Genomic DNA, 22,689 nt, shown 5'->3' with positions numbered 1-22,689 from the left:
ATCAGCAGTCACATCCATGAAAAGCACTACACCACAACTTAAAAACTTCCGCTGGAAAGGCATCAACAGTTCTGGCAAAAAGACGTCTGGACAAACCCTCGCGATGACAGAAATTGAAGTACGCGAGCGTCTAGACGCACAGCACATCAAGATCAAGAAGTTAAAGAAAAGCAGTATTTCGTTTCTCACTAAACTCAGCCATCGCGTGAAAGCCAGAGACATCACGGTGTTTACCCGTCAGATTTCGACGATGTTGATAACCGGTGTACCCTTAGTTCAGGCTTTAAAATTGGTATCAGAAAATCACAAAAAAGCAGAGATGAAATCCATTTTGATGAGTGTGACACGCGCCGTTGAAGCAGGGACGCCCATGTCAAAAGCAATGCGCACTGCAAGTGAACACTTTGACCCACTCTATACCGACCTTATCGCAACAGGTGAGCAATCCGGTAACTTAGCGGAAGTGTTCGAGCGCTTAGCCACCTACCGAGAAAAAAATGAGCAGCTTCGTGCGAAAGTGATCAAAGCACTGATTTACCCAGCCATGGTAGTGCTAGTCGCGTTAGGAGTGTCGTTTATCATGCTCACCAAAGTCATTCCCGAGTTTGAAAAAATGTTTGTTGGTTTTGGTGCTGACTTACCGTGGTTTACCAGGCAAGTGTTAGATCTTTCCGCCTGGACACAAAACTGGAGCCCATTTATAGCACTAGGCTCTATCAGTCTATTCATCTCAGCGAGAATCCTCTCTAAGCGTTCAGATTCTTTTCGCTTAATGCTCAATCGCTCTGTGCTTAAATTTCCTGTCCTCGGGCCCGTATTATCAAAAGCCGCTATCGCCAAATTTAGTCGAACACTCGCCACAAGCTTTACAGCGGGTATTCCAATTCTAACCAGTTTAAAAACCACATCAAAAACCTCAGGAAACTTACACTATCAACTCGCCATAGAAGAAGTTTACCGTGATACCGCCGCAGGTATGCCAATGTATGTTGCCATGCGTAACTGTAATGTGTTCCCTGAATTAGTGTTACAAATGGTCATGATCGGTGAAGAGTCTGGTCGACTTGACGACATGCTCAATAAAGTTGCAACGATCTACGAGTTTGAAGTCGATAACACCGTCGACAACCTTAGTAAAATTCTAGAGCCACTAATTATCGTTTTTTTAGGTATCGTTGTTGGCGGATTAGTGACAGCAATGTACTTGCCAATCTTTAACTTAATGAGTGTATTGGGCTAGAATGAGCTGTTAACTCCTTTAAAACAGCATCTTGCTGATTTCACTCATCGCTCAAGAGACAAATATGGAAGTATTCCAGTACTACCCTTGGCTATTCGTTGTGTTTGCCACCATCTTCGGTCTGATCGTGGGTAGCTTCCTCAATGTGGTTATTTATCGACTACCTAAAATCATGGAACTAGAATGGCGACGCGAATGTGCCGAGTCATTTCCTGAATACAAAATAGAACCTCCTAAAGAAGTGCTGACCTTGAGCGTTCCACGCTCCTCCTGCCAGAAATGCGCAACATCGATACGTATTCGAGACAACATTCCTGTGATTAGCTGGCTGCTCTTAAAAGGTAAATGTCACAGCTGTCAGGCAACCATTAGTGCACGCTATCTACTGATTGAACTGCTCACTGCATTCTGCTCAGGCTTTATCGCTTATTACTTTGGTTTTAGTTACTTTACCGTTGCACTACTCTTTTTCACTTTTATCTTAATCGCCGCAACATTTATCGATCTCGATACTATGTTGTTACCTGACCAATTAACATTACCATTAACTTGGGCTGGCATTGCCTTAGCATTAGTCGAAATAAGTCCTGTTACTCTACAAGATTCTGTCATTGGTGCTATTGCTGGTTACCTATGTCTCTGGTCCGTTTACTGGGGCTTTAAGTTACTTACTGGTAAAGAAGGAATGGGGTATGGTGATTTTAAACTACTAGCGGCACTAGGAGCTTGGCTAGGTTGGCAGTCACTGCCGATGATCATTCTACTTTCTTCTGTGGTTGGCATCGTATTTGGCATCATTCAACTACGCTTGCAAAAGCAGGGAATTGAAAAAGCTTTCCCTTTCGGTCCTTACTTAGCAATTGCTGGTTGGATAAGCTTAATTTGGGGCGACCAGATTTTAAACTGGTACTTTACTTCAGTTCTAGGAGTGTAAATGGCTTTGGTTATTGGTTTAACAGGTGGTATCGCTAGTGGAAAAACAACCGTCGCGAATCTGTTCAAACAACAATTTAAAATCGATATCGTCGATGCCGACATTGTAGCAAGAGAAGTTGTCGAGCCAGGTACTCCCGGCCTAAACGCGATTATTGAACATTTTGGTCACGATATCGTTCGTGAAGACCAAACTTTAGATCGCGCAAAGCTGAGAGAAAAAATCTTTTCGAGTTCAGATGAAAAAGCATGGCTCAACGCACTGTTGCACCCGATAATTCGTGAAAAGATGATCGAAGATTTGCAGCAAGTCACTTCAGAGTATGCGTTACTTGTGGTGCCGTTGCTCGTAGAAAACAAGCTAGATAGTTTGTGTGATCGCGTTCTTGTCGTCGATGTAGAACCGAATACACAGATATCTCGCACGATGAAACGAGACAATGTGAGTGAAGATCAAGTTCGCGCCATCCTTGCCTCTCAAGCATCAAGAGAGCAAAGGCTCGCGCTTGCAGACGATGTGGTTAAGAATAATCCAAGTGACCCTGATCTTTTGCTTCAAATCACAGATTTGCACGAAAAGTACCTAGCCATGTGTAAGAAAAATCTGCGAAAATAGGAACGAAACTCACAAAGGCTTATGTCGATGACCACGCACAAATTTGAACATCCGTTAAATGAGAAAACTCGTATTTATCTAAGAGTAGAGTCTCTGCTGCGTCAGGCTCACTTGGCCTCTGGGTTTAGCGAAAATCATCAGTATCAACTGTTTTTCCGTGCGTTATTCGATATGGTTGAGATCTTCGAACAAATCCAACTGAAAAGTGAACTGGCTAAAGATCTTGAGAAGCAGCGGCTGTCGTACCGCCATTGGCTCAATGTTGATGGTGTCGATCAAGACGCATTAAATACCCTACTACAAGAGATAGATGTCGTTCATAGCCAACTAATGGGTGCTGAACGTTTTGGCCAAGCATTAAAAGAAGATCGCTTCCTAAGCTCTATCCGTCAACGCTTTAATCTACCGGGTGGTTCATGCTGTTTTGATCTGCCAGCATTACACTACTGGCTTCATCTACCTATTGAACGTAAAAAGCGTGATGCACAACAGTGGCAAGCAAGCTTAAAGCCCTTATCTGATGCGCTTTCGTTATGGTTAAAGCTCACTAGAGAGACCGGACATTTCAAAGCTCAAATCGGTCGTGCAGGTTTCTTCCAAAGTGACGCTGATGAAGCCAACATTCTAAGACTTCACATCCCAATGGAATATGGCGTGTATCCTATGATTTCAGGCCATAAAAACCGCTTTGCGATCAAGTTCATGTCGTTTGAAAACGGTCAAGCATGCACACAAGATATTGAATTTGAACTTGCTGTTTGCAGCTAAGACGACACTACGCCTCGCCTCCATAATCTAAAATTCAACGCTTTATTGCGCTTATATTTGATAAAATTTCGTAGCAGCAATAGCGCGTTGAATAAGCCATCTTTAATTCGTTTAGGTATACTACCCTTTAACACCAATTAGTAATGGGACGCTCAACTATGTCTAAAGTTACCATCGTTCAATGCCCACAATGTGGCGCCGACGTAGAATGGGGAGAACAAAGTCCTCATCGCCCTTTCTGCAGTAAACAATGCCAAATGATTGATTTTGGTGAATGGGCAGATGAAGAAAACACCATCCCAGGCGCACCCGATATGTCCGACAGTGATGGCTGGTCTGAAGACCAGTATTAAATTAAGACCTAGGGTAAAGGAATACCCTAGGTTCCTTCTTGGGGAATCTGAATCACGCTCCTTCGTCGCTGTCCAGAATGACGAATTTTAACCTCAGTGCTATATAATCTTTGACCATCATTTCCTGTCATTCCGAGGAGCCATAGCGGCATCAGGAATCTATTCACAGCAAGGTAGAGGCGTGGAGTGTACGTCAGTGCATGAGCATCGACAGTGCAGGTCGGGAGAAAAGAAACGAGCAAGCTAATTACACAAATAAAAAAACGGAGCCCTAAAAGGACTCCGTTTAAGATGAGAACGCTAGTTATAGCATTACTTCTTAGCAAGTTTCTCTTTGATACGAGCAGACTTACCAGAACGCTCACGTAGGTAGTACAACTTGGCACGACGTACTGCACCACGGCGTTTAACTTCGATGCTATCAACGATTGGAGAGTGTGTTTGGAACGTACGCTCAACACCTTCACCGTTAGAGATCTTACGTACAGTGAAAGCAGAGTGTAGACCACGGTTACGGATTGCGATTACAACGCCTTCGAAAGCCTGTAGACGCTCACGGTCACCTTCTTTTACCTTAACTTGAACTACAACAGTGTCACCTGGTGCAAATTTAGGTAGGTCTGATTTCATTTGCTCTTCTTCAAGAGCTTTGATGATGTTACTCATTTTTTAAATTCCTAGAATAAACTGATACTAAATAAATTAGGTTACTTTGCGTTATGTTCTTTAATGGCTTTATGCTCATTAACAAACTCAGCAAGTAATTGTTCCTGTTCGTCAGTCAGAGCTAGGTTTTCCAGGAGCTCTGGTCTTCTTAGCCAAGTACGGCCCAACGACTGCTTGAGTCGCCATTGACGAATATCCTTGTGATTGCCTGACATCAGTACCGCTGGTACCTCTTTGTCATCCAATACTTCTGGACGCGTATAGTGAGGGCAATCTAACAAGCCATTTGCAAAAGAGTCTTCTTCTGCTGACGCGAAATCCCCTAGTACACCCGGAACAAACCGAGAGACAGAGTCGATTAACGTCATGGCTGGTATCTCACCACCCGTCATCACAAAATCACCAATCGACCATTCTTCGTCGACTTCAGATTGAATGATGCGCTCATCTACCCCTTCATAACGACCACAAATCAGAAGCAAGTTCTCATTCGTTGCCAGTTCTTCCACTCCTTTCTGGTCGAGCTTGCGACCTTGAGGAGAAAGGTAGATGACTTTCGTCTTGCCCGGTGAGGCTGCTTTCGCGGTATGAATGGCATCGCGCAAAGGCTGAACCATCATTAACATACCAGGGCCACCACCGTAAGGTCGGTCATCGACTGTGCGATGTTTGTCGTGAGTGAAATCTCTAGGATTCCAAGTTTCAATCGACAAAAGACCTTTTTTAACCGCTTGACCTGTTACTCCAAAATCAGTAACAGAACGGAACATTTCTGGAAAAAGGCTAATAACGCCAACCCACATGTTTATCTCGCTCTGTAATTTTGGAGATTAGAATCCAGGATCCCAGTCAACTTCGATCCGTTGAGCTTCGCGATCAACATTAATGATCACTTGCTCTTCAAGGAACGGGATTAATCGTTCCTTCTGCCCGAAAGCATCTTTAAGATTTGCTTTAACAACCAGAACATCGTTTGAGCCAGTTTCTAGCATGTCAGTAACAACACCTAGATCGTAACCTTTAGTAGTTACAACTTGCATCCCAAACAATTCGCGCCAGTAGAACTCATCTTCTGACAATTCAGGAAGTACCGCAGGGTCAATAGCAATTTCAAAGTTCGTCATTAGATGCGCGTCTTCACGAACATCCATGCCTTCCAGCTTAGCCACCATACCTTTGTTATGGCGCTTCCAGCTTTCTACTTTGTACTCAACCCACTTGCCCTTTTGGTTAATGTACCAAGGGCTGTAATCGAAAATGCTTTCAGCATTGTCTGTGTAGGAAAAAACCTTAAGCCAACCACGAATGCCGTAAGTAGCACCAAACTTGCCTACAACAATCTTTTCGTTGCTCATTGTTTCTTTACCTTTCATCGACATAAACTAGTTTCTACTTTTCAAGTAAAAAATTAAGCCGCTTTTTGAGCGTCTTTAACTAGCTTAGCAACACGGTCAGATACTGACGCGCCTTGACCAACCCAGTGGTTAACGCGGTCTAGGTCTAGACGTAGACCTTCTTCTTGACCTTTAGCAGTTGGGTTGAAGAAACCAACTTTCTCGATGAAACGGCCAGTTGCAGCGTTGCGGCTGTCCGCTACTACGATTTGATAAAATGGACGCTTTTTAGCGCCGTGACGTGCCAAACGAATGGTTACCATGTCGTCCTCTTTGCTTTCTCAAAAATAAAATTAACCCCAAAAACCATTCAAGAAATTAAACAGTTTGGGGTCTCGTGCCAAAATAAAGCTCCGGAATTTTACTCTTCTCCCGGAGCAATGCAAGGAGTTTAGTTACTTTTTCACCAACATAAATTGAATTTAAAGTTTGTGACGAACCTAACACCCTGAATCTATGCGTGATCGATTAATTAACGACCAAATGGGTTGAAGCCACCGCCGCCACCCATGCCGCCCATCATGCCTTGCATGTTGCGCATCATGCCTTTCATGCCACCTTTTTGCATCTTTTTCATCATTTTCTGCATTTGGGTGAACTGTTTTAGTAAGCGGTTTACATCTTGAACCTGCACACCAGAACCAGCCGCGATACGCTTCTTGCGCGAGCCCTTGATAATTTCTGGGCGTTGACGTTCTTTCATTGTCATGGAGCTGATGATCGCTTCCATCTGTTTGAACATCTTGTCATCGACTTTATCTTTCACATTGTCTGGTAGCTGGGACATTCCTGGAAGCTTATCCATCATCCCCATCATGCCGCCCATGTTTTGCATCTGGCCTAGCTGTTCACGGAAATCTTCAAGGTCGAAACCTTTCTTCTCTTTGAACTTCTTCGCTAACTTTTCTGCCTTTTCTTGGTCAACGTTGCGTTGTAGGTCTTCAATCAAAGACAGAACGTCACCCATGCCAAGAATACGTGAAGCAACACGATCTGGGTGGAACGGTTCTAGCGCGTCAGTTTTTTCACCGACACCCAAGAATTTGATTGGTTTGCCCGTGACATGGCGTACTGAAAGTGCCGCACCACCACGAGCATCACCATCAACCTTAGTTAGAACTACACCGGTAAGAGGTAGCGCATCGCCAAAGGCTTTTGCTGTATTTGCTGCGTCTTGACCCGTCATGGCGTCAACAACAAATAGCGTTTCTACTGGGTTGATAGCTGCGTGAAGATCTTTGATCTCCCCCATCATCTCTTCATCAATTGCCAAACGACCTGCGGTATCGACAATCAATACGTCGTAGAATTTTTTCTTCGCATGGTCAATCGCTGCATTGGCGATATCAATAGGCTTTTGGTCTGGTGATGATGGGAAGAAGTCAACACCGATGTCTGATGCCAGTGTTTCAAGCTGCTTGATTGCCGCAGGACGGTAAACGTCGGCAGACACAACCAAGACTTTCTTCTTGTCACGTTCTTTTAGAAGCTTAGATAACTTACCTACCGATGTGGTTTTACCCGCACCTTGTAGACCAGCCATAAGAAGCACAGCAGGTGGTTGAGCAGCAAGGTTTAGCGCCTCATTCGACTCACCCATTACGGCTTCAAGTTCTGTTTGAACGATCTTGATAAATTCCTGACCTGGAGTCAGAGATTTAGAAACTTCTACGCCCACCGCTTTTTCTTTAACGCGGTTCACAAATTCACGAACGACCGGAAGCGCAACGTCAGCTTCAAGTAGAGCCATTCGGACTTCACGTAGGGTTTCTTTAATGTTGTCTTCGGTCAGACGACCTTTACCACTGATATTTTTCAGCGTTTTGGATAATCGATCCGTTAAATTCTCAAACATCTTTGTCTCTTCGCTAAAATGGCGATTAATTAGTGTGAGTATACATTAGCCAAGGTCTGAGTCATACCCGTACCGCTGTCCTATTCTTGTCTCTATTTATATATGGTGCGGTAACTTATTAATTTCAATATCTCATCTCTCACGATTGATGTCGGATATAACGTAGCCCCAAAGTGTAATGCAAGGTATAATTTCTCCATCGTGCACAATAATATTTAGGATTCATGGATAGCTTAATAGCCATCGCGGCCGCCATACTTTATGTCTTGGCGATTGCGACCATCATACCCGGACTCTCACAACAGTCAGGAATCAAAGCAAAAACAGTGTTTGCTAGTGCTGCCTGTGCGCTTGTTTTTCATGCGTGGATTTTGAGTGATCTGATCTTTGATGGTTCAGGTCAAAACCTGAGTATTCTCAACGTGGCTTCTTTGATCAGTTTTATTATTTCTCTGGTCATGAGCCTTGCTATGTTGAAAAACCGACTGTGGTTTTTATTGCCTGTCGTTTATAGCTTTGCTGCCATCAATTTATCTGCAGCCACATTTTTGCCAAGCACGTTTATAAAGCACCTAGAGAATGACCCTAAGCTACTCATTCATATTTCATTTGCGCTCTTCTCATACGCGACTTTAACTATCGGGGCACTCTATGCGCTTCAGTTGGCTTGGCTGGATCACAAACTGAAAGCAAAAAAATCTTTGGCGATTAACCCAAACCTGCCGCCTCTATTAATGGTGGAGCGTCAACTCTTCAAAATTATTTTGATCGGTAACTTATTGTTAACTGCCACGCTCATTACTGGCTTTGTCTTTGTGCAGGATATGTTTGCCCAAGGTAAGGCACATAAGGGCATTCTTTCTTTCATCGCTTGGGTGGTGTACTCAATACTGCTTTGGGGTCACTATCAAAAAGGCTGGCGTGGTAGAAAAGTCACATGGTTCGCTGTTGCAGGAGCAACACTGTTAACTCTGGCATATTTTGGCAGTCGCTTTGTAAAAGAAATCATCTTGAATTAAGGAGCTCTAGGGCTCCTATCCTTTATATTTTAGGCTAGATAAAATACAGTACGCCTTAACTCTTTGACTTAACGGACTTACTCAACCGTTATATAACCCAATACTTACAAGGAACAGCAACGTTTTGGACGACATCTCTACGGGTATCTTGTTTGCGCTACTCGCGTGTCTTATCGTCATATCAGGTTACTTTTCCGGTTCAGAAACAGGGATGATGTCTCTGAATCGTTATCGCTTAAAACACTTAGCCAAAAACGGGCATAAGGGTGCTAAGCGAGTCGAAAGACTATTAGACCGTCCAGATCGTTTGATTGGTCTTATTCTTATCGGCAACAACCTCGTTAATATTCTCGCGTCTGCTATCGCGACCATTATTGGTATGCGTTTGTATGGTGATTTAGGTGTCGCTATCGCAACCGGTGCACTAACTATGGTTGTATTGGTTTTTGCCGAGGTTACCCCTAAAACAATTGCAGCGCTTTACCCTGAACGTGTGTCCTACGCGAGCAGTATATTATTGACCATACTGATGAAGTTACTGTCGCCTTTAGTGATGCTTGTTAACTTTATTACGAATGGCTTTATCCGCTTACTTGGCGTAAGAGCGGATCACTCAGCAGAAGATCATCTTAGCTCCGATGAGCTGCGTACGGTGGTAAATGAAGCTGGCGGTTTGATCCCTCGCCGACACCAAGACATGCTAGTGTCTATTTTGGATCTTGAGCACGTCACCGTGAACGACATTATGGTCCCACGCAATGAAATTACTGGTATCGATATTAACGACGACTGGAAATCCATTGTTCGTCAGCTAACCCACTCACCACATGGGCGCATAGTTTTCTATCGTGACCAAATTGATGAAGTGGTTGGTATGCTGCGCTTGCGCGAGGCTTATCGTCTGATGTTGGAAAAGAACGAATTCAACAAAGAAACGCTATTACGTGCTGCTGATGAGGTCTATTACATCCCAGAAGGCACACCATTGAACGTGCAAATGTTGAAATTCCAACGCAACAAGCAACGTATCGGTCTGATCGTGGATGAGTACGGTGATATCATCGGTCTAATCACTCTTGAAGATATTCTGGAAGAGATCATTGGTGAGTTCACGACGTCAATTTCTCCAAGCCTCTCTGATGAGATCAGTCCTCAAGGTGACGGAAGCTTCCTTATTGAAGGCAGCACCAATATCCGAGATATCAACAAAGGCCTGAAGTGGGATTTACCAACGGATGGTCCGAGAACGCTAAACGGGCTCATTTTAGAACACTTGGAAGATATTCCTGAGAGCCATCTAAGTGTGAGAGTAGCGGGTCACCCAATGGAACTTGTTGAGATTGAAGAGAACCGAATCAAGCTCGTTCGTGTTTATCCGAAGAAGAAAAAATCGACATCCAAATAACCAAAAGAAAAGCCTGACTCATGTCAGGCTTTTTTACTTATTGGGGCAATATGCTTCTTAATGAGCACCTAGTCGATGCGCAACTCTTTTAACATCGACTCAGGCAAAGCAAGTTCATCATTTTTGTTCACCGAAACACCAGCATCCAAAATGTTCTTTGCGATCTGTTGTGCTTCTTTTAAAGAGTGCATTGCTGCCGTGCCGCATTGGTATTCGTTAAGTTCAGGGATCTTATTCTGACTTTCTACCTTCAGCACATCTTCCATTGCTGCAATCCAAGCATCTGCGACTTGCTGCTCTGATGGTGTGCCAATCAGGCTCATGTAAAAACCTGTGCGGCAACCCATAGGCGAAATATCGATGATCTCAACAGAATCATCGTTTAGGTGATTACGCATAAAGCCTGCATAAAGGTGCTCTAGGGTGTGAATACCTTTTTCAGAAAGAATGTCTTTGTTTGGCGCAGTAAAGCGTAAGTCGAAAACAGTAATCGTATCCCCTTTTGGGGTCTGCATGGTTTTCGCCACTCGTACAGCGGGTGCATTCATACGAGTGTGGTCCACGGTAAAACTATCGAGTAAAGGCATTACATCTCTCCTGATTGTAACTCCAGTACCTTTCGGTAATGGATAAATGTCATTCATCCCTACAGCACATGAACTGACTGTGGGCTAAAAGAACCAGCTGCTGTTGTCTTCTAATTCCTGACGACATTGCTTCAGCTGCCAGCCATAAGTTTTCGCTGTTTGTTCAACACGTCGAGCGACTTTGATTAAACTAGGCTTTCGATTATAAGTACCTCGCTTATACCCACCTCGCCCTTCATGATAAGCCAGATACTGGTTATAGGGATCCCATAATGAAATCCCTAGCTGACGCCGTGTTTCATGAGTATACCAACCGACAAACATCATAGAATCATCGAAGTTGGTACGAGAGCCACCCTGACCTGTGGCATCTTGGAAGTCTTCCCAAGCAGGGTCTTGAGCTTGAGCGTAACCATACGCACTGCTGACTCGTCCCCAAGGAATAAACCCTAGCAAATAATCTTTAGGTGGTTTTGCATCGTGCCGAAAGCTGCTTTCTTGTTTAATGATGGCCATAGCGACATGAATAGGGGTCCCCCATTCATCTTCCATATCTTTGGCATCATCGTACCAACCGGATTTCTCTCGGAATATCTCGCATAAGTTATTCTGCTGCTTTGGCGGTGCCGTAGCACAACCTGCAAGTAACACGCTTCCAAGTACCGCTACTACTGACGACTTAATGTTCAACCGCACCAATCCTTAGTTAGTCATTACTGCTTCAGGTAAGCAAAGTAATCTTCCAAAAAATCATCAAAAGAAAGCGTGTCACTCTGCTCTGCTTGCTTTTGTTTTTCCACGGACGACGCTACTTCCGTTTCCATCGTATCTTGTGAGTAGTACTGATAACCGTGAGCTAGGTTTTCATCACGGTACTTCATACCAAGAGTACAACCAACTTTACCTAGCCCACCCAGCTCTTTCGTTAGCTCTAATAGTTGACCAGAGATCGTTAGTTCTGGGTTATCAATCCATGTCTCGAGTTGATTACACACATCTTGGTATGCACTGCCACCAGCGGTCATATCCATTTGCTGTGCTATTTGACGTAACTCGACGAAAACTCGGTGTGCCCAATCTTGTAGAGATAGACGTTCACCTTGACAACCAATTTGCAGCATTAGACCTTTTTCACGGCCAGAAACAATGACTTTATTCCAGTTATCGCGCCAACACTCTAATTCACAGTTATCCATAGGGTCTGAGTCTGACAAGGCCGCCCAGGTAAGGAAGAGATCCAAGAATCGTACTTGCTCTTCATTTAAGCCCACTGCGCTGAATGGGTTAACATCTAGAGAACGAACTTCAATGTATTCGACACCACCGCGTCGTAACGCATCTGAAGGCTTCTCACCACTTTTCGATACACGTTTTGGACGAATCGGAGCGTACAGTTCATTCTCAATTTGTAAGATATTGGAATTAAGCTGGCGGTATTCACCATCCACTTTTACCCCAATTTTCGCAAACTCTTCTGATGGGTGGCGAATCGCATCACTCAAACCATCGAGGTATTGGTCAATGCTGTTAAAACCAATTTTCAGCACACTTTGAGCACTATTGGTATAGCCAAGATCGCTCAAACGCAAAGACGTCGACTTCGGCAAATATAATGTCCCGCCAATCTTCTCGAATGGCAGATCGGTTTCACGACCTTGAATAAAAGAGCCACATAACGCTGGTGATGCACCAAAGAAGTAGGGAATCATCCAGCCAAAGCGGTAGTAATTACGGATCAACGCAAAGTACGCATCAGACTTAGCATCTTGGCGGGCTTGTTCATCTTGCTCGCCATAGAGCGCATCCCAAAATGTTTTAGGAAACGAGAAGTTAAAATGGACACCTGAAATAATTTGCATCAGGCTGCCATAGCGACGCTTTAGGCCTTCTCGGTACAGCGTTTTCATTTTCGCTGCATTCGAAGAGCCATACTGGGCTAACTGAATATCATCCTCTGAGCCTACGTAGCAAGGCATTGATAGTGGCCACATTTTCTCTTCACCCATTTTGGTTTGAGTGAAATGATGGATATCTTTCAGCTGTGCCATCAGTTCTGGAATTGCATGTGACACAGGCGTAATGAACTCTAACAATGATTCCGAAAAATCCGTTGTGATCCATTGATTTGTGAACGCAGAGCCTAACCCTTCAGGATGAGGAGTTGTAGCTAGATGTCCATCCTGACGATAGCGCAAAGTTTCTCGCTCAACACCGCGTCCAAACTGCTTAAATACTTCGGGGTTTGATGCAACTTTTTTTAGTCGCGCAGCAAAATCAGTCAAAATGAGGTTCGCTTATATTGGGAGCAGGACACTTGTTACATAACACAAGTGTAAGCTAAGTTATTGATAGTTAATGCATCTAGATAAATAACCCACGAAAAGTTGCTTATCTAGATGAATAGCGGAGAAACGTTTCTCCGCTATTAAATGTGTACTCTATCGAATGATTTCAAGCTCTTCTACGTCTTTCCCCAACTTTTCTAATTGAGGACGCAACGATTTAGCATCACCAACGACGATAATTTGATAGTCATTTGGATCAAACCATTTCTGAGCCAGCGCATTCAACGTCTGCTTATCAACTTTTTCTACGATAGCGTTTCTTTGCTGCAAGTAATCATGATCGAGGTTGTACTTAAGAATATCACTGATGAGCTCCGCTTTTTGTGTTGGCGTTTCATATTTCAGTGCATCTTTTTGACCGACCGCTTGACGCATAAATTTCATCTCTTCATCAGTAATACCTGACTGCGAGTATTCATTTAGCTCATTTTCCATCTCAATGATCGAAGCAACCGTTGCATCCGCTCGTACTTGCGCGGTGAAAACCACCGAGCCTGTTTCTGGATTACCAGAGAAATAGCCGTAAGCACCGTATGTGTAACCCTTGTCTTCACGTAGATTTTGGTTAATGCGGCTATTGAAGTTCCCAGCTAAGTTGAAGTTTGTCAGTTGGCTTAGGTAAAAATCGCCCGTTGCGTCGTAAGGCATACCTTGACGAACCATCATGACCACACTTTGCGGCGCTCCTGGTTTATCAACAAGATGGATCTTTTGCTCACCTAATGCAGCAATGCTTTGCGGTGCATACAATGGCGCAGCTTCATCTTGCCAGTTTTTCCAGAACGTCAGTTGCTGCTCAATTTCCTGTTTATTGATGTCACCAACAACGACGATTTGCGCACTTTGTGGCGTGTAATGCTTCGAGTAGAATTCACGGACATCATCCAACGTTAATGCACTGACACCTGCTTGCGTGCCGTCTTTTGGTCGAGCAAAAACCGAATCCCCATAGAGCACCTGGCGACTCGCTTGTGACGCCATCCAACTTGGATTTTGGTGCTCATATACCAGGCCTTCTAGCGCTTGCATTTTTACACGCTCGAAATCATCTTGATTAAATGCAGGAGACAGCAACATCTCTTCGACAATTTTTAACGTCGGCTCTAAGTTCTTTTCTAGAGCAGAAACACTGATGTTTGTTGTATAACCTGTGGCATTAACAGAGATAACACTACCCAGTTTATCAAGCTCAGCTTGAATCTCTTCGACACTGCGTTTCGTTGTGCCTTCTTGCAACATCGCAGCGGTCAATTGGGCAAGACCTTCTTTACCCTTTTCAACAAAACGTGTCCCGGCAGGTAGACTAAATTGCATCATCACCGTCGGCGTTTCATCGCTAACTGCACCAAGCAGCTCTGAGCCATTCTTGAAATGTAACTCGTACAGCTCTGGCATCGTCGCTTTCACTGGTTCTCCTACTGGCGGTTGCACTGAGCGATCGAAGTTATCGGTCGCACGACGATACGCCAATTGGTCATCGGAAATCTTCTCATATTCTGGCAGCGTACGCTTTGGCGTCACAAAGGTCGCAGGTTTTACGACAAGGTCTGTTTTTCCTTTTGGGACCACGCTTAGGGTCACTTTGTTCTTACCTTGAATAAAGTCCGTATACGCTTTTTCTACCGAAGTCGGCGTAACTGCACGGATTTGCTCAAGCTGTTGCTCAAGACGATCAGGATCGCCGAAAAATGTCTCGTTGGAAGCCAACTGAGTCACTTTACCTTTAACGCTTTCTAGCGCAAAAATAGCATCCGCTTCCGCTTTACCCTTCAACTGCTCAAGGCGATCCTCTGTCACGCCTTTTTCCGCAAACTGATTTAGTGATTGTAAAAGCTCGTCGTACAGTTTTGATAGGTCGCCTTTGTCTCCAGAATCACCCATTGCGTAAACGTAAAAGTTACACGCCAGTTCAGCACAATCATGGAATGAACCAGCATCGACCGCTTTTTGAGTCTTCACTAGGTCTTGATAGAGCACGCTGTTGGTACCGCCACCCAATACTTCTGATAATGTATCGAGAGACGCTTGGCTTTCTTCGCCATTGTAGGTTGTTGGCCACGCGATCATCACCATAGGTTGTTGAATACGATCTTCTAGAGTGATGTATTTATCTTCTTGCAGTTTTGCAGGTTGTTTCGGCGCATTTTCAACCTCAGGACCACGAGGAATCGAACCGAAGTACTTATTTACCCACTCTAGAGTTTGTTCAACGTCTAAGTCACCACCGATCGTGATAGTCGCATTGTTTGGGCCATACCAACGCAAGAAAAACGCTTTGAGGTCGTTCACATCAACACGATCAAGATCTTCAACATAACCAATGGTTTGCCACGAATACGGATGACCTTCAGGATATAGCGCTTCGGACATGCGCTCCCAAATTAAGCCATAAGGACGATTATCGTAACGCTGAGCTCGCTCATTTTTTACAGTCGAACGCTGAATTTCAAATTTGCGTTGAGAAACCGCATCCAACAAAAAGCCCATACGGTCAGACTCTAACCACAGCATTTTCTCGAGCTGGTTAGCAGGGACAGTTTCAAAGTAGTTAGTACGATCGCGGTTTGTAGTACCATTTAATGTGCCGCCAGCCTCCGTGATGATTTTGAAGTGCTCTTGGTCACCAACGTTCTCTGAACCTTGGAACATCATGTGCTCAAAGAAATGCGCAAAACCAGACTTACCCACTTCTTCACGAGCTGAACCAACATGGTAAGTCACATCCACATGGACCAATGGGTCAGAATCTTCAGGAGCTAAGATCACCGTTAAACCATTATCGAGTTTATACTTTTGGTATGGAATCTTAACTTTGCCTTCTTCAGCTTTCGATGACTCAACGAAAGTTACCCCTTTCGGCAGTGATGAAACTGGCGTATTTGATGCACAGCCCGTGATCACCAACAGTGAACACGCGCCAACCCAAAACATCTTCATGTACTTTCCTTAAAATAATCCGAGATAGATGGCCGCAAGTAAGCTATACCTAGCAGCCTTTCCTAAAAATATTAAAATCACGCAAGGCAGAAACTTCATTCTTAGCCACCCTGCGGCTAAACACAGCGGGTCTCCTATTACAGGTAACCAGCTAAAAAATAACCCCCAATAGCCATACTTAGAGAGCCACTTTAATGCGGTATGACCGTGCTTTTCCTCTTGTGCTTTGTTGGGAATCCACAAGCCAAGCCAATAATTTGTTAAGCCACCAAGCGTATTACCGATAGTAGCGACCATAACAATTGAAGAAACGGAGTATTGATTTAATGAGAGAGTGGCAACTAAGCCCGCTTCAGAACCACCAGGCAACAACGTGGCACTGAGAAAACCGGTCATGAAAAGCACCCATAATGCTGAATCTGAAAACCAAAGCGCTAAACTTTCAAAACTCGTGTTAAATGCTTCTAGCATGTCATATCAAGCAACACCTTGCCTCTGGTTCTTCCTGATTCGACCTGCTGGTGAGCACCAATGACATCACTCATAGGATAAACCTGTTGAATTTCAGTCTTCAGTAAGCCAACGCCGACCATGTACAACAAGGTATCTAACTGCGCAGGGTCTGGTTCAACCAACATGCCACTAGCCTCAAAGCCTAGGAGTTTGGCTTTTTCACAAATCAGCTCAGCAGTTATGGTTGGAACGGTGATGACTCTCGCATTATCTTTCAGGCATTTAAGCGCATCTAACGCAGCATCTCCGCCTACTAAATCAATCAAAACATCAACATCTTCAACACGTTCTGACACTGGTGCAAATTGATAGTTCACTGCATGAGCACCGAGCGTCGCAAGGTAGTCTAAATTTCGTTCACTGCAGGTTGTAAAGACTTCCGCTTTCGTCGCGATCGCAATTTGTACCGCGAGGTGTCCAACACCACCGGCTCCAGCGAGGATAAGTACGCGATCGTTTTCCGTCACATTAGCCTTACTGAGAGCTTGTGCCGCAGTTTGTCCCGCCAACGGTAATGCAGCAGCTGCCTCCAAAGTTACGGAGCTAGGAACATGACTTAACTCAGTTTCTGGAACACATATGTATTGACTGTAACCACCGCCTCGAACTGGGAAACCAATAAATCCAGCCACCTCATCACCTTCATTAAAACGTGATGCCCCCTCTCCACAAGACATCACTTTTCCTGAGATGTCGTAACCTGGCACCCAAGGTAAATTATCCTTATTCTGCGCTGCTGCCCAACCGAGCCCAGCTCGAGTTTTGACATCAATAGGATTTACGCCTGAAAAAGCGACTTTTACTAAGACTTCACCAGGCTGTGGTGATGGTGTAGAAGCATGTTGAATCGCGAGTACGTTGGCATCACCAAACTCAGTGATAACGATCTGTTTGTGTTCCATAAACCATTCCCTGCAAGAAAACAAAAAGGGATGCGAAAGCATCCCTTTGACTATAAACCATTTTGTTAACCTAAGTTAATCGTGATTTTGTAAATTGGTTGATCATTCCATTTTCAATAATGTCTAACCAACAAGTGCTAACAATATACCAGCCGCAACGGCTGAACCCAGCACACCAGCAACGTTTGGTCCCATCGCATGCATTAACAAAAAGTTTTGCGGGTTAGCTTGTAAACCAACTTTGTTTACGACTCGCGCGGCCATTGGTACCGCAGAAACGCCAGCCGCACCAATAAGTGGGTTGATGTCTTCTTTCGAGAACTTGTTAAGCAGTTTCGCCATCAGGACGCCCGCACCAGTACCGATACTAAATGCAACTGCGCCTAACCCCAAGATACCTAACGTTTCTAGGTTCAAGAACTGCTCAGCTTGCAGCTTAGAACCAACACCAAGACCTAAAAAGATAGTCACTATGTTGATCAATTCATTTTGAGCAGTTTTCGATAAACGATCGACCACACCAGCTTCACGCATCAAGTTACCCAAACAGAACATACCAACCAATGGCGTAGCTGAAGGTAAGAACAGAATCGTCATCAGTAATACAGCAAGCGGGAAGATGACTTTCTCCCATTTACCAACATGACGAAGCTGAGCCATCTTGATTTGACGCTCTTCCTTGGTTGTCAGTGCTTTCATGATTGGTGGCTGGATGATCGGCACCAATGCCATATAGCTGTATGCCGCGACTGCAATCGCACCTAGCAGATCTGGAGAGAGCTTACTCGCTAAGAAAATCGCTGTTGGCCCATCAGCACCACCGATGATCGCGATAGACGAAGCATCTGCCATGGAGAACTCCATGCCAGGTACATAGTTGAGCAAAATAGCGCCAAACAGTGTTGCAAAAATACCAAACTGCGCAGCCGCACCTAACCACAACGTTTTTGGGTTTGCGATCAAAGCACCAAAGTCAGTCATCGCGCCCACACCCATGAAGATCAATAGCGGGAACACACCCGATTCAATCCCAATGTAGTAAACGTAGTAGAGCAAGCCACCAGGCTCAGTAAAGCCAGCATTTGGAATATTCGCCAAAATAGCACCGAAACCAATCGGCAATAACAGTAAAGGTTCAAATCCTTTTTTAATTGCCAAAAACAGCAAGGTACAACCAACCAGCATCATACAGATTTGGCCGAACTCGAAGTTAGCGATCCCTGTTTCTGCCCAAAGGGTTAACAATCCGTCCATGATACTCCCTTACGCCAGGCTCAACAGAGGCGCACCTACTGTGACAGCATCGCCTTCTTTAACGTTCAGCTCTTGAACCACACCACCACGCGCCGCTCGTACTTCAGTTTCCATTTTCATCGCTTCAAGGATGAGCAATACATCGCCTTCAGCTACCTCAGCACCAGGCTGAACATTCACTTTGAAGATGTTACCTGCAAGAGGAGCAGGTACCGCTTCTGCTGAAGCATTAGAAGGTGCGCTAGGTGTAGCCGATTTTGCCAGTGCATTAGAAGGAGCAACAGATGTCAGTTCACCTTGAGGGCCAACTTCCACCTCATACACCTGCCCGTCAACACGTACACTATAAGTTTCTACACCACCAGTTGCTGGTTGAGCTACAGGTACAGCAGGCTTCTCAGCTTCTAGCGTTGGTGCAGGCTCAAATGCTTCTGGGTTTTCACGATTCTTAAGGAACTTAAGCCCAACTTGAGGGAAAAGTGCATAAGTGAGTACGTCATCAACACGCTCACTTGCTAGCTTAATGCCTTCTGATTTCGCTTTCTCCATCAGATCAACCGTAAGCGTCTCCATTTCAGGCTCAAGTAAATCGGCAGGACGACAGGTAATTGGCTCTTTACCATCAAGCACTTTCGCTTGCAGTTCTGCATTTAACTCGGCTGGCGCTTGACCGTACTCACCTTTCAATAGGCCAGCGGTTTCCTTGGTAATACTCTTATAGCGCTCGCCAGTAAGAACGTTAATCACCGCTTGCGTACCGACGATCTGTGAAGTTGGAGTCACCAATGGAATGAAACCAAGATCTTCACGTACACGAGGGATCTCTTCTAATACTTCATCAATGCGATCCGCAGCACCCTGCTCTTTCAACTGGCCTTCCATATTGGTCAGCATACCACCAGGCACTTGAGCAATCAGGATGCGTGAATCGACTCCTTTTAACTGGCCTTCCCACTTCGCATACTTCTTACGTACCTCACGGAAATATGCGGCGATAGATTCCAGTTGCTCGAGTTTCAAATTGGTATCTCGCTCGGTGCCTTCTAGCATAGCGACTACCGTTTCAGTCGGTGTATGACCGTAAGTACAACTCATTGAAGAAATCGCAGTATCGAGAATATCAATACCGGCTTCTACTGCTTTTACCGCTGTTGCTGTAGACAGCCCCGTTGTTGCATGACAATGAAGTGCCAATGGCACATCACAAGACGCTTTGATACGCGTGATAAGCTCTTCCGCTTCATAAGGCTTAAGTAAGCCAGACATATCTTTAATACACAGCGAGTGACAACCTAAATCCTCTAGGCGTTTTGCCAAGTCAACCCAAGTGTCTGCGTTATGCACTGGGCTCGTAGTGTAAGACAACGTACCTTGAGCATGCGCACCAACATCAACCGTTGCTTTAACGGCTTTCTGGAAGTTTCGCACGTCATTCATTGCATCAAAAATACGGAATACATCCATGCCGTTAGCATGCGCGCGTTCAACAAACTTCTCTACTACGTCGTCGGCATAATGGCGGTATCCTAAAAGGTTTTGACCACGCAGTAGCATTTGCATTGGTGTATTAGGCATCGCTTTTTTTAGTTCACGTAAACGCTCCCAAGGGTCTTCTCCTAAGAATCGAATACAAGAATCAAATGTTGCACCGCCCCAAGTCTCTAGAGACCAGTAACCAACCTTATCCAACTCAGCTGCGATAGGCAGCATATCCTCAATACGCATACGCGTAGCAAATAGTGATTGATGGGCATCACGAAGGACCACATCAGTAATAGCTAGTGGTTTAGACATGCTCTTAAACTCCTTTTTAATCCTAGTTCGGCTACTTCGCGAATGAGGCGCGATGTTTATGAATCGCAGCCGAGATCGCCGCCACTACTTGTGGACTAACAGCTGAAGAGGTTGATTGAATATTAGTGTTTGTTTTTGGTGCTGCGATCGGCTCTGGTACTTCTTCTGGTACCAATTTCGACATTAACCGAACGAGATAAACAAGAATAGTGAGGAAAATAAATACGACCGCCATCCCCGTTAGCATCAGGGTGGCCGCATCTACTAGCAGGCTTCCTATATTAGTCATGTTGCTTCCTTTCTTTGTCATCCTGACAACGTGCAGGACTTTAATAGTGTCAAATCCCGACCCATGGATTATCTCGATTGGTTAAATTTTGTCAATTTTGTTTAAGGAAGGTTTGTAGTAATCCTGATAAATGATTATTTATTCACTACCCAGATCACAGTTCATGACAAAATAATCACTTCAAATCGCTATCACCTTACGAACAGAGTAAAGGAGGACATAAATAAAAACTGCGATTTAGATTTCAAAATCAAATCGGGACTCACGCAGTAAAAACCAACAAAAACAAAAAGATGAACAAGATTAACAATAAATAAACAAATAACAAACAAAGTGACTACATGAGAGTGATTGAAATGAAAAATGGAAGTCAGTGTATAGGAGGGATAATCAGGATGATTTCACACGATGCGACAGAAGCTTGATAGCAAATTGCTTAGATACGCACATATTCGCTTTTAAAAAAGAGGAACATAGGCTCTAGTGATCCTACGCCATATTTCAGATGTCTAGATACAAAAAAGCCTCGCAATTGCGAGGCTGTTTCAATGAGTGGCGCGTCCTGGAGGATTCGAACCTCCGACCGCCTGGTTCGTAGCCAGGTACTCTATCCAGCTGAGCTAAGGACGCGCAGTTTTCGATATCGACTTTCGTCAACATCAGGGCATTACCCTGCAATAAGTGGCGCGTCCTGGAGGATTCGAACCTCCGACCGCCTGGTTCGTAGCCAGGTACTCTATCCAGCTGAGCTAAGGACGCGCAAGTTTTCGATATCGACTTTCGTCAACATCAGGGCATTACCCTTTAATAAGTGGCGCGTCCTGGAGGATTCGAACCTCCGACCGCCTGGTTCGTAGCCAGGTACTCTATCCAGCTGAGCTAAGGACGCGCAGTTTTCGATATCGACTTTCGTCAACATCAGGGTATTACCCTTTAATAAGTGGCGCGTCCTGGAGGATTCGAACCTCCGACCGCCTGGTTCGTAGCCAGGTACTCTATCCAGCTGAGCTAAGGACGCGCAATAATATTATTTTACTTTGTATAACCCGTTTATCAAACGAATTATTAAATAGTGGCGCGTCCTGGAGGATTCGAACCTCCGACCGCCTGGTTCGTAGCCAGGTACTCTATCCAGCTGAGCTAAGGACGCGCAGATCTTCTCGCTAAGAAGTTGTGAAGTAAATCACATTCATTTCTTACGAAACAAAAAAAAGGCCATCGGGCCAGTCAATGAATGGCGGTGAAGGAGGGATTCGAACCCTCGATACGGGATAAACCGTATACTCCCTTAGCAGGGGAGCGCCTTCAGCCTCTCGGCCACCTCACCGTTTTCATTGTTATATCTCAAAAGAGATATGGCGCGTCCTGGAGGATTCGAACCTCCGACCGCCTGGTTCGTAGCCAGGTACTCTATCCAGCTGAGCTAAGGACGCACTTTTTGTTGATAAATCAACGTTGCAAGAATGGCGGTGAAGGAGGGATTCGAACCCTCGATACGGGATAAACCGTATACTCCCTTAGCAGGGGAGCGCCTTCAGCCTCTCGGCCACCTCACCGTCTTGCGGAGGCACATATTACGTTTTACCGAAAATATGTCAAACACTTTCTTTGAAAAAATCTACGAAACTGGCTTAACCGTTGCTGATTTAATCAAAGTGACTATTAAACGAACTTTATCACTCTATTATGATGAAAAAAAGAGAGTCTTCTCTGAAAAAAAGACATTTATTTTCAAATAACTTTCTGAAGTTCGAATCAACATTATTGATGAATTCACAGCCATACTCAACACAATAGTTTCTGCAAATTTTCAAAAACA

21 protein-coding genes and 8 tRNA genes are annotated in these 22,689 nt (G+C 44.6%); 7 read left to right on the top strand and 22 right to left on the bottom strand.

The features are described 5' to 3' along the window. Positions 1 to 16 precede the first annotated feature (16 nt). The 5 genes from IQR33_RS00715 to yacG all read left to right on the top strand — a co-directional run bounded on the left by IQR33_RS00715 (position 17) and on the right by yacG (position 3,910). Entirely contained in the window at positions 17 to 1,240 is a 1,224-nt protein-coding gene (locus IQR33_RS00715; protein ID WP_193838125.1) for a type II secretion system F family protein, read from the top strand. Between the two features lie 64 nt (positions 1,241 to 1,304). Next, positions 1,305 to 2,174: a prepilin peptidase gene (locus IQR33_RS00710; protein WP_193838126.1), complete on the top strand. Its 870-nt coding sequence runs from the start codon at positions 1,305 to 1,307 to the stop codon at positions 2,172 to 2,174. Beyond that, a complete protein-coding gene (gene coaE / locus IQR33_RS00705) occupies positions 2,175 to 2,789 on the top strand; it encodes a dephospho-CoA kinase (RefSeq protein WP_193838127.1) in 615 nt (204 codons plus the stop codon). 27 nt (positions 2,790 to 2,816) lie between these two features. Continuing rightward, complete coding sequence (gene zapD, locus IQR33_RS00700; RefSeq protein WP_005373086.1) at positions 2,817 to 3,557, top strand: cell division protein ZapD; 741 nt, start codon at positions 2,817 to 2,819, stop codon at positions 3,555 to 3,557. Between the two features lie 158 nt (positions 3,558 to 3,715). Next, on the top strand, positions 3,716 to 3,910 hold the full coding sequence (gene yacG, locus IQR33_RS00695; protein WP_017635922.1) for a DNA gyrase inhibitor YacG: 195 nt from the start codon (positions 3,716 to 3,718) through the stop codon (positions 3,908 to 3,910). A 312-nt stretch (positions 3,911 to 4,222) separates the two neighbouring features. On the opposite strand, the gene rplS is transcribed toward yacG, so the two are convergent. The 5 genes from rplS to ffh form a co-directional block, all read right to left on the bottom strand. Next, positions 4,223 to 4,576: a 50S ribosomal protein L19 gene (gene rplS, locus IQR33_RS00690; RefSeq protein ID WP_005379971.1), complete on the bottom strand. Its 354-nt coding sequence runs from the start codon at positions 4,574 to 4,576 to the stop codon at positions 4,223 to 4,225. A gap of 41 nt (positions 4,577 to 4,617) precedes the next feature. Beyond that, entirely contained in the window at positions 4,618 to 5,379 is a 762-nt protein-coding gene (gene trmD / locus IQR33_RS00685) for a tRNA (guanosine(37)-N1)-methyltransferase TrmD (protein WP_005385420.1), read from the bottom strand. A gap of 27 nt (positions 5,380 to 5,406) precedes the next feature. Then, entirely contained in the window at positions 5,407 to 5,955 is a 549-nt protein-coding gene (gene rimM, locus IQR33_RS00680) for a ribosome maturation factor RimM (RefSeq protein ID WP_005379964.1), read from the bottom strand. Positions 5,956 to 5,984: 29 nt separating this feature from the next. After that, a complete protein-coding gene (gene rpsP / locus IQR33_RS00675; protein WP_005379962.1) occupies positions 5,985 to 6,233 on the bottom strand; it encodes a 30S ribosomal protein S16 in 249 nt (82 codons plus the stop codon). A gap of 209 nt (positions 6,234 to 6,442) precedes the next feature. Beyond that, positions 6,443 to 7,825 (bottom strand): signal recognition particle protein, encoded by a 1,383-nt coding sequence (gene ffh, locus IQR33_RS00670; protein WP_005385423.1) that lies wholly within the window; start codon positions 7,823 to 7,825, stop codon positions 6,443 to 6,445. Positions 7,826 to 8,049: 224 nt separating this feature from the next. Here ffh and IQR33_RS00665 point away from each other — a divergent pair, with 224 nt between their 5' ends. After that, the gene (locus IQR33_RS00665; RefSeq protein WP_005379950.1) at positions 8,050 to 8,844 is read left to right on the top strand and encodes a cytochrome C assembly family protein; all 795 of its coding nucleotides are present in this window, start codon (positions 8,050 to 8,052) and stop codon (positions 8,842 to 8,844) included. Between the two features lie 124 nt (positions 8,845 to 8,968). Then, positions 8,969 to 10,249 carry an HlyC/CorC family transporter gene (locus IQR33_RS00660; RefSeq protein WP_005379948.1) on the top strand — a complete coding sequence of 427 codons (1,281 nt, stop codon included), beginning with the start codon at positions 8,969 to 8,971 and terminating at the stop codon, positions 10,247 to 10,249. 68 nt (positions 10,250 to 10,317) lie between these two features. Here IQR33_RS00660 and luxS read toward each other — a convergent pair whose 3' ends face one another. The 17 genes from luxS to IQR33_RS00575 form a co-directional block, all read right to left on the bottom strand. Next, complete coding sequence (gene luxS, locus IQR33_RS00655; protein ID WP_005379945.1) at positions 10,318 to 10,836, bottom strand: S-ribosylhomocysteine lyase; 519 nt, start codon at positions 10,834 to 10,836, stop codon at positions 10,318 to 10,320. A gap of 84 nt (positions 10,837 to 10,920) precedes the next feature. Continuing rightward, complete coding sequence (locus IQR33_RS00650) at positions 10,921 to 11,526, bottom strand: hypothetical protein (RefSeq protein ID WP_005379943.1); 606 nt, start codon at positions 11,524 to 11,526, stop codon at positions 10,921 to 10,923. Between the two features lie 23 nt (positions 11,527 to 11,549). Next, positions 11,550 to 13,118, bottom strand: a complete 1,569-nt coding sequence (gene gshA, locus IQR33_RS00645; protein WP_193838128.1) for a glutamate--cysteine ligase — start codon at positions 13,116 to 13,118, stop codon at positions 11,550 to 11,552. Positions 13,119 to 13,274: 156 nt separating this feature from the next. Further along, positions 13,275 to 16,118 carry a M16 family metallopeptidase gene (locus IQR33_RS00640; protein WP_017635925.1) on the bottom strand — a complete coding sequence of 948 codons (2,844 nt, stop codon included), beginning with the start codon at positions 16,116 to 16,118 and terminating at the stop codon, positions 13,275 to 13,277. Between the two features lie 9 nt (positions 16,119 to 16,127). After that, the gene (locus tag IQR33_RS00635; RefSeq protein ID WP_005379938.1) at positions 16,128 to 16,589 is read right to left on the bottom strand and encodes a YqaA family protein; all 462 of its coding nucleotides are present in this window, start codon (positions 16,587 to 16,589) and stop codon (positions 16,128 to 16,130) included. Then, complete coding sequence (locus IQR33_RS00630; protein ID WP_005385434.1) at positions 16,583 to 17,533, bottom strand: NADP-dependent oxidoreductase; 951 nt, start codon at positions 17,531 to 17,533, stop codon at positions 16,583 to 16,585. Before IQR33_RS00630 ends, IQR33_RS00635 begins: the two co-directional genes overlap by 7 nt. Positions 17,534 to 17,656: 123 nt before the next feature. Continuing rightward, complete coding sequence (locus tag IQR33_RS00625) at positions 17,657 to 18,787, bottom strand: sodium ion-translocating decarboxylase subunit beta (RefSeq protein WP_005379935.1); 1,131 nt, start codon at positions 18,785 to 18,787, stop codon at positions 17,657 to 17,659. A gap of 9 nt (positions 18,788 to 18,796) precedes the next feature. Further along, positions 18,797 to 20,581 (bottom strand): sodium-extruding oxaloacetate decarboxylase subunit alpha, encoded by a 1,785-nt coding sequence (oadA, locus tag IQR33_RS00620; RefSeq protein ID WP_017635927.1) that lies wholly within the window; start codon positions 20,579 to 20,581, stop codon positions 18,797 to 18,799. A 31-nt stretch (positions 20,582 to 20,612) separates the two neighbouring features. Beyond that, on the bottom strand, positions 20,613 to 20,870 hold the full coding sequence (locus IQR33_RS00615) for an oxaloacetate decarboxylase subunit gamma (protein WP_005379932.1): 258 nt from the start codon (positions 20,868 to 20,870) through the stop codon (positions 20,613 to 20,615). A gap of 553 nt (positions 20,871 to 21,423) precedes the next feature. Continuing rightward, positions 21,424 to 21,500: transfer RNA gene (locus IQR33_RS00610), tRNA-Arg, on the bottom strand. Positions 21,501 to 21,552: 52 nt separating this feature from the next. Beyond that, positions 21,553 to 21,629, bottom strand: a tRNA-Arg gene (locus IQR33_RS00605). Positions 21,630 to 21,682: 53 nt separating this feature from the next. Further along, positions 21,683 to 21,759, bottom strand: a tRNA-Arg gene (locus tag IQR33_RS00600). Positions 21,760 to 21,811: 52 nt separating this feature from the next. Continuing rightward, positions 21,812 to 21,888 (bottom strand) — tRNA-Arg (locus IQR33_RS00595). A 55-nt stretch (positions 21,889 to 21,943) separates the two neighbouring features. After that, positions 21,944 to 22,020 (bottom strand) — tRNA-Arg (locus IQR33_RS00590). Between the two features lie 85 nt (positions 22,021 to 22,105). Further along, positions 22,106 to 22,197: transfer RNA gene (locus IQR33_RS00585), tRNA-Ser, on the bottom strand. A gap of 29 nt (positions 22,198 to 22,226) precedes the next feature. After that, positions 22,227 to 22,303, bottom strand: a tRNA-Arg gene (locus IQR33_RS00580). 31 nt (positions 22,304 to 22,334) lie between these two features. Further along, positions 22,335 to 22,426: transfer RNA gene (locus tag IQR33_RS00575), tRNA-Ser, on the bottom strand. Positions 22,427 to 22,689: the final 263 nt, after the last annotated feature.

It is taken from the genome of Vibrio sp. OPT46 (assembly GCF_015163535.1).
GTDB classification, from domain to species: domain Bacteria; phylum Pseudomonadota; class Gammaproteobacteria; order Enterobacterales; family Vibrionaceae; genus Vibrio; species Vibrio alginolyticus.
This window is presented reverse-complemented; position numbering and strand designations above follow the sequence as displayed.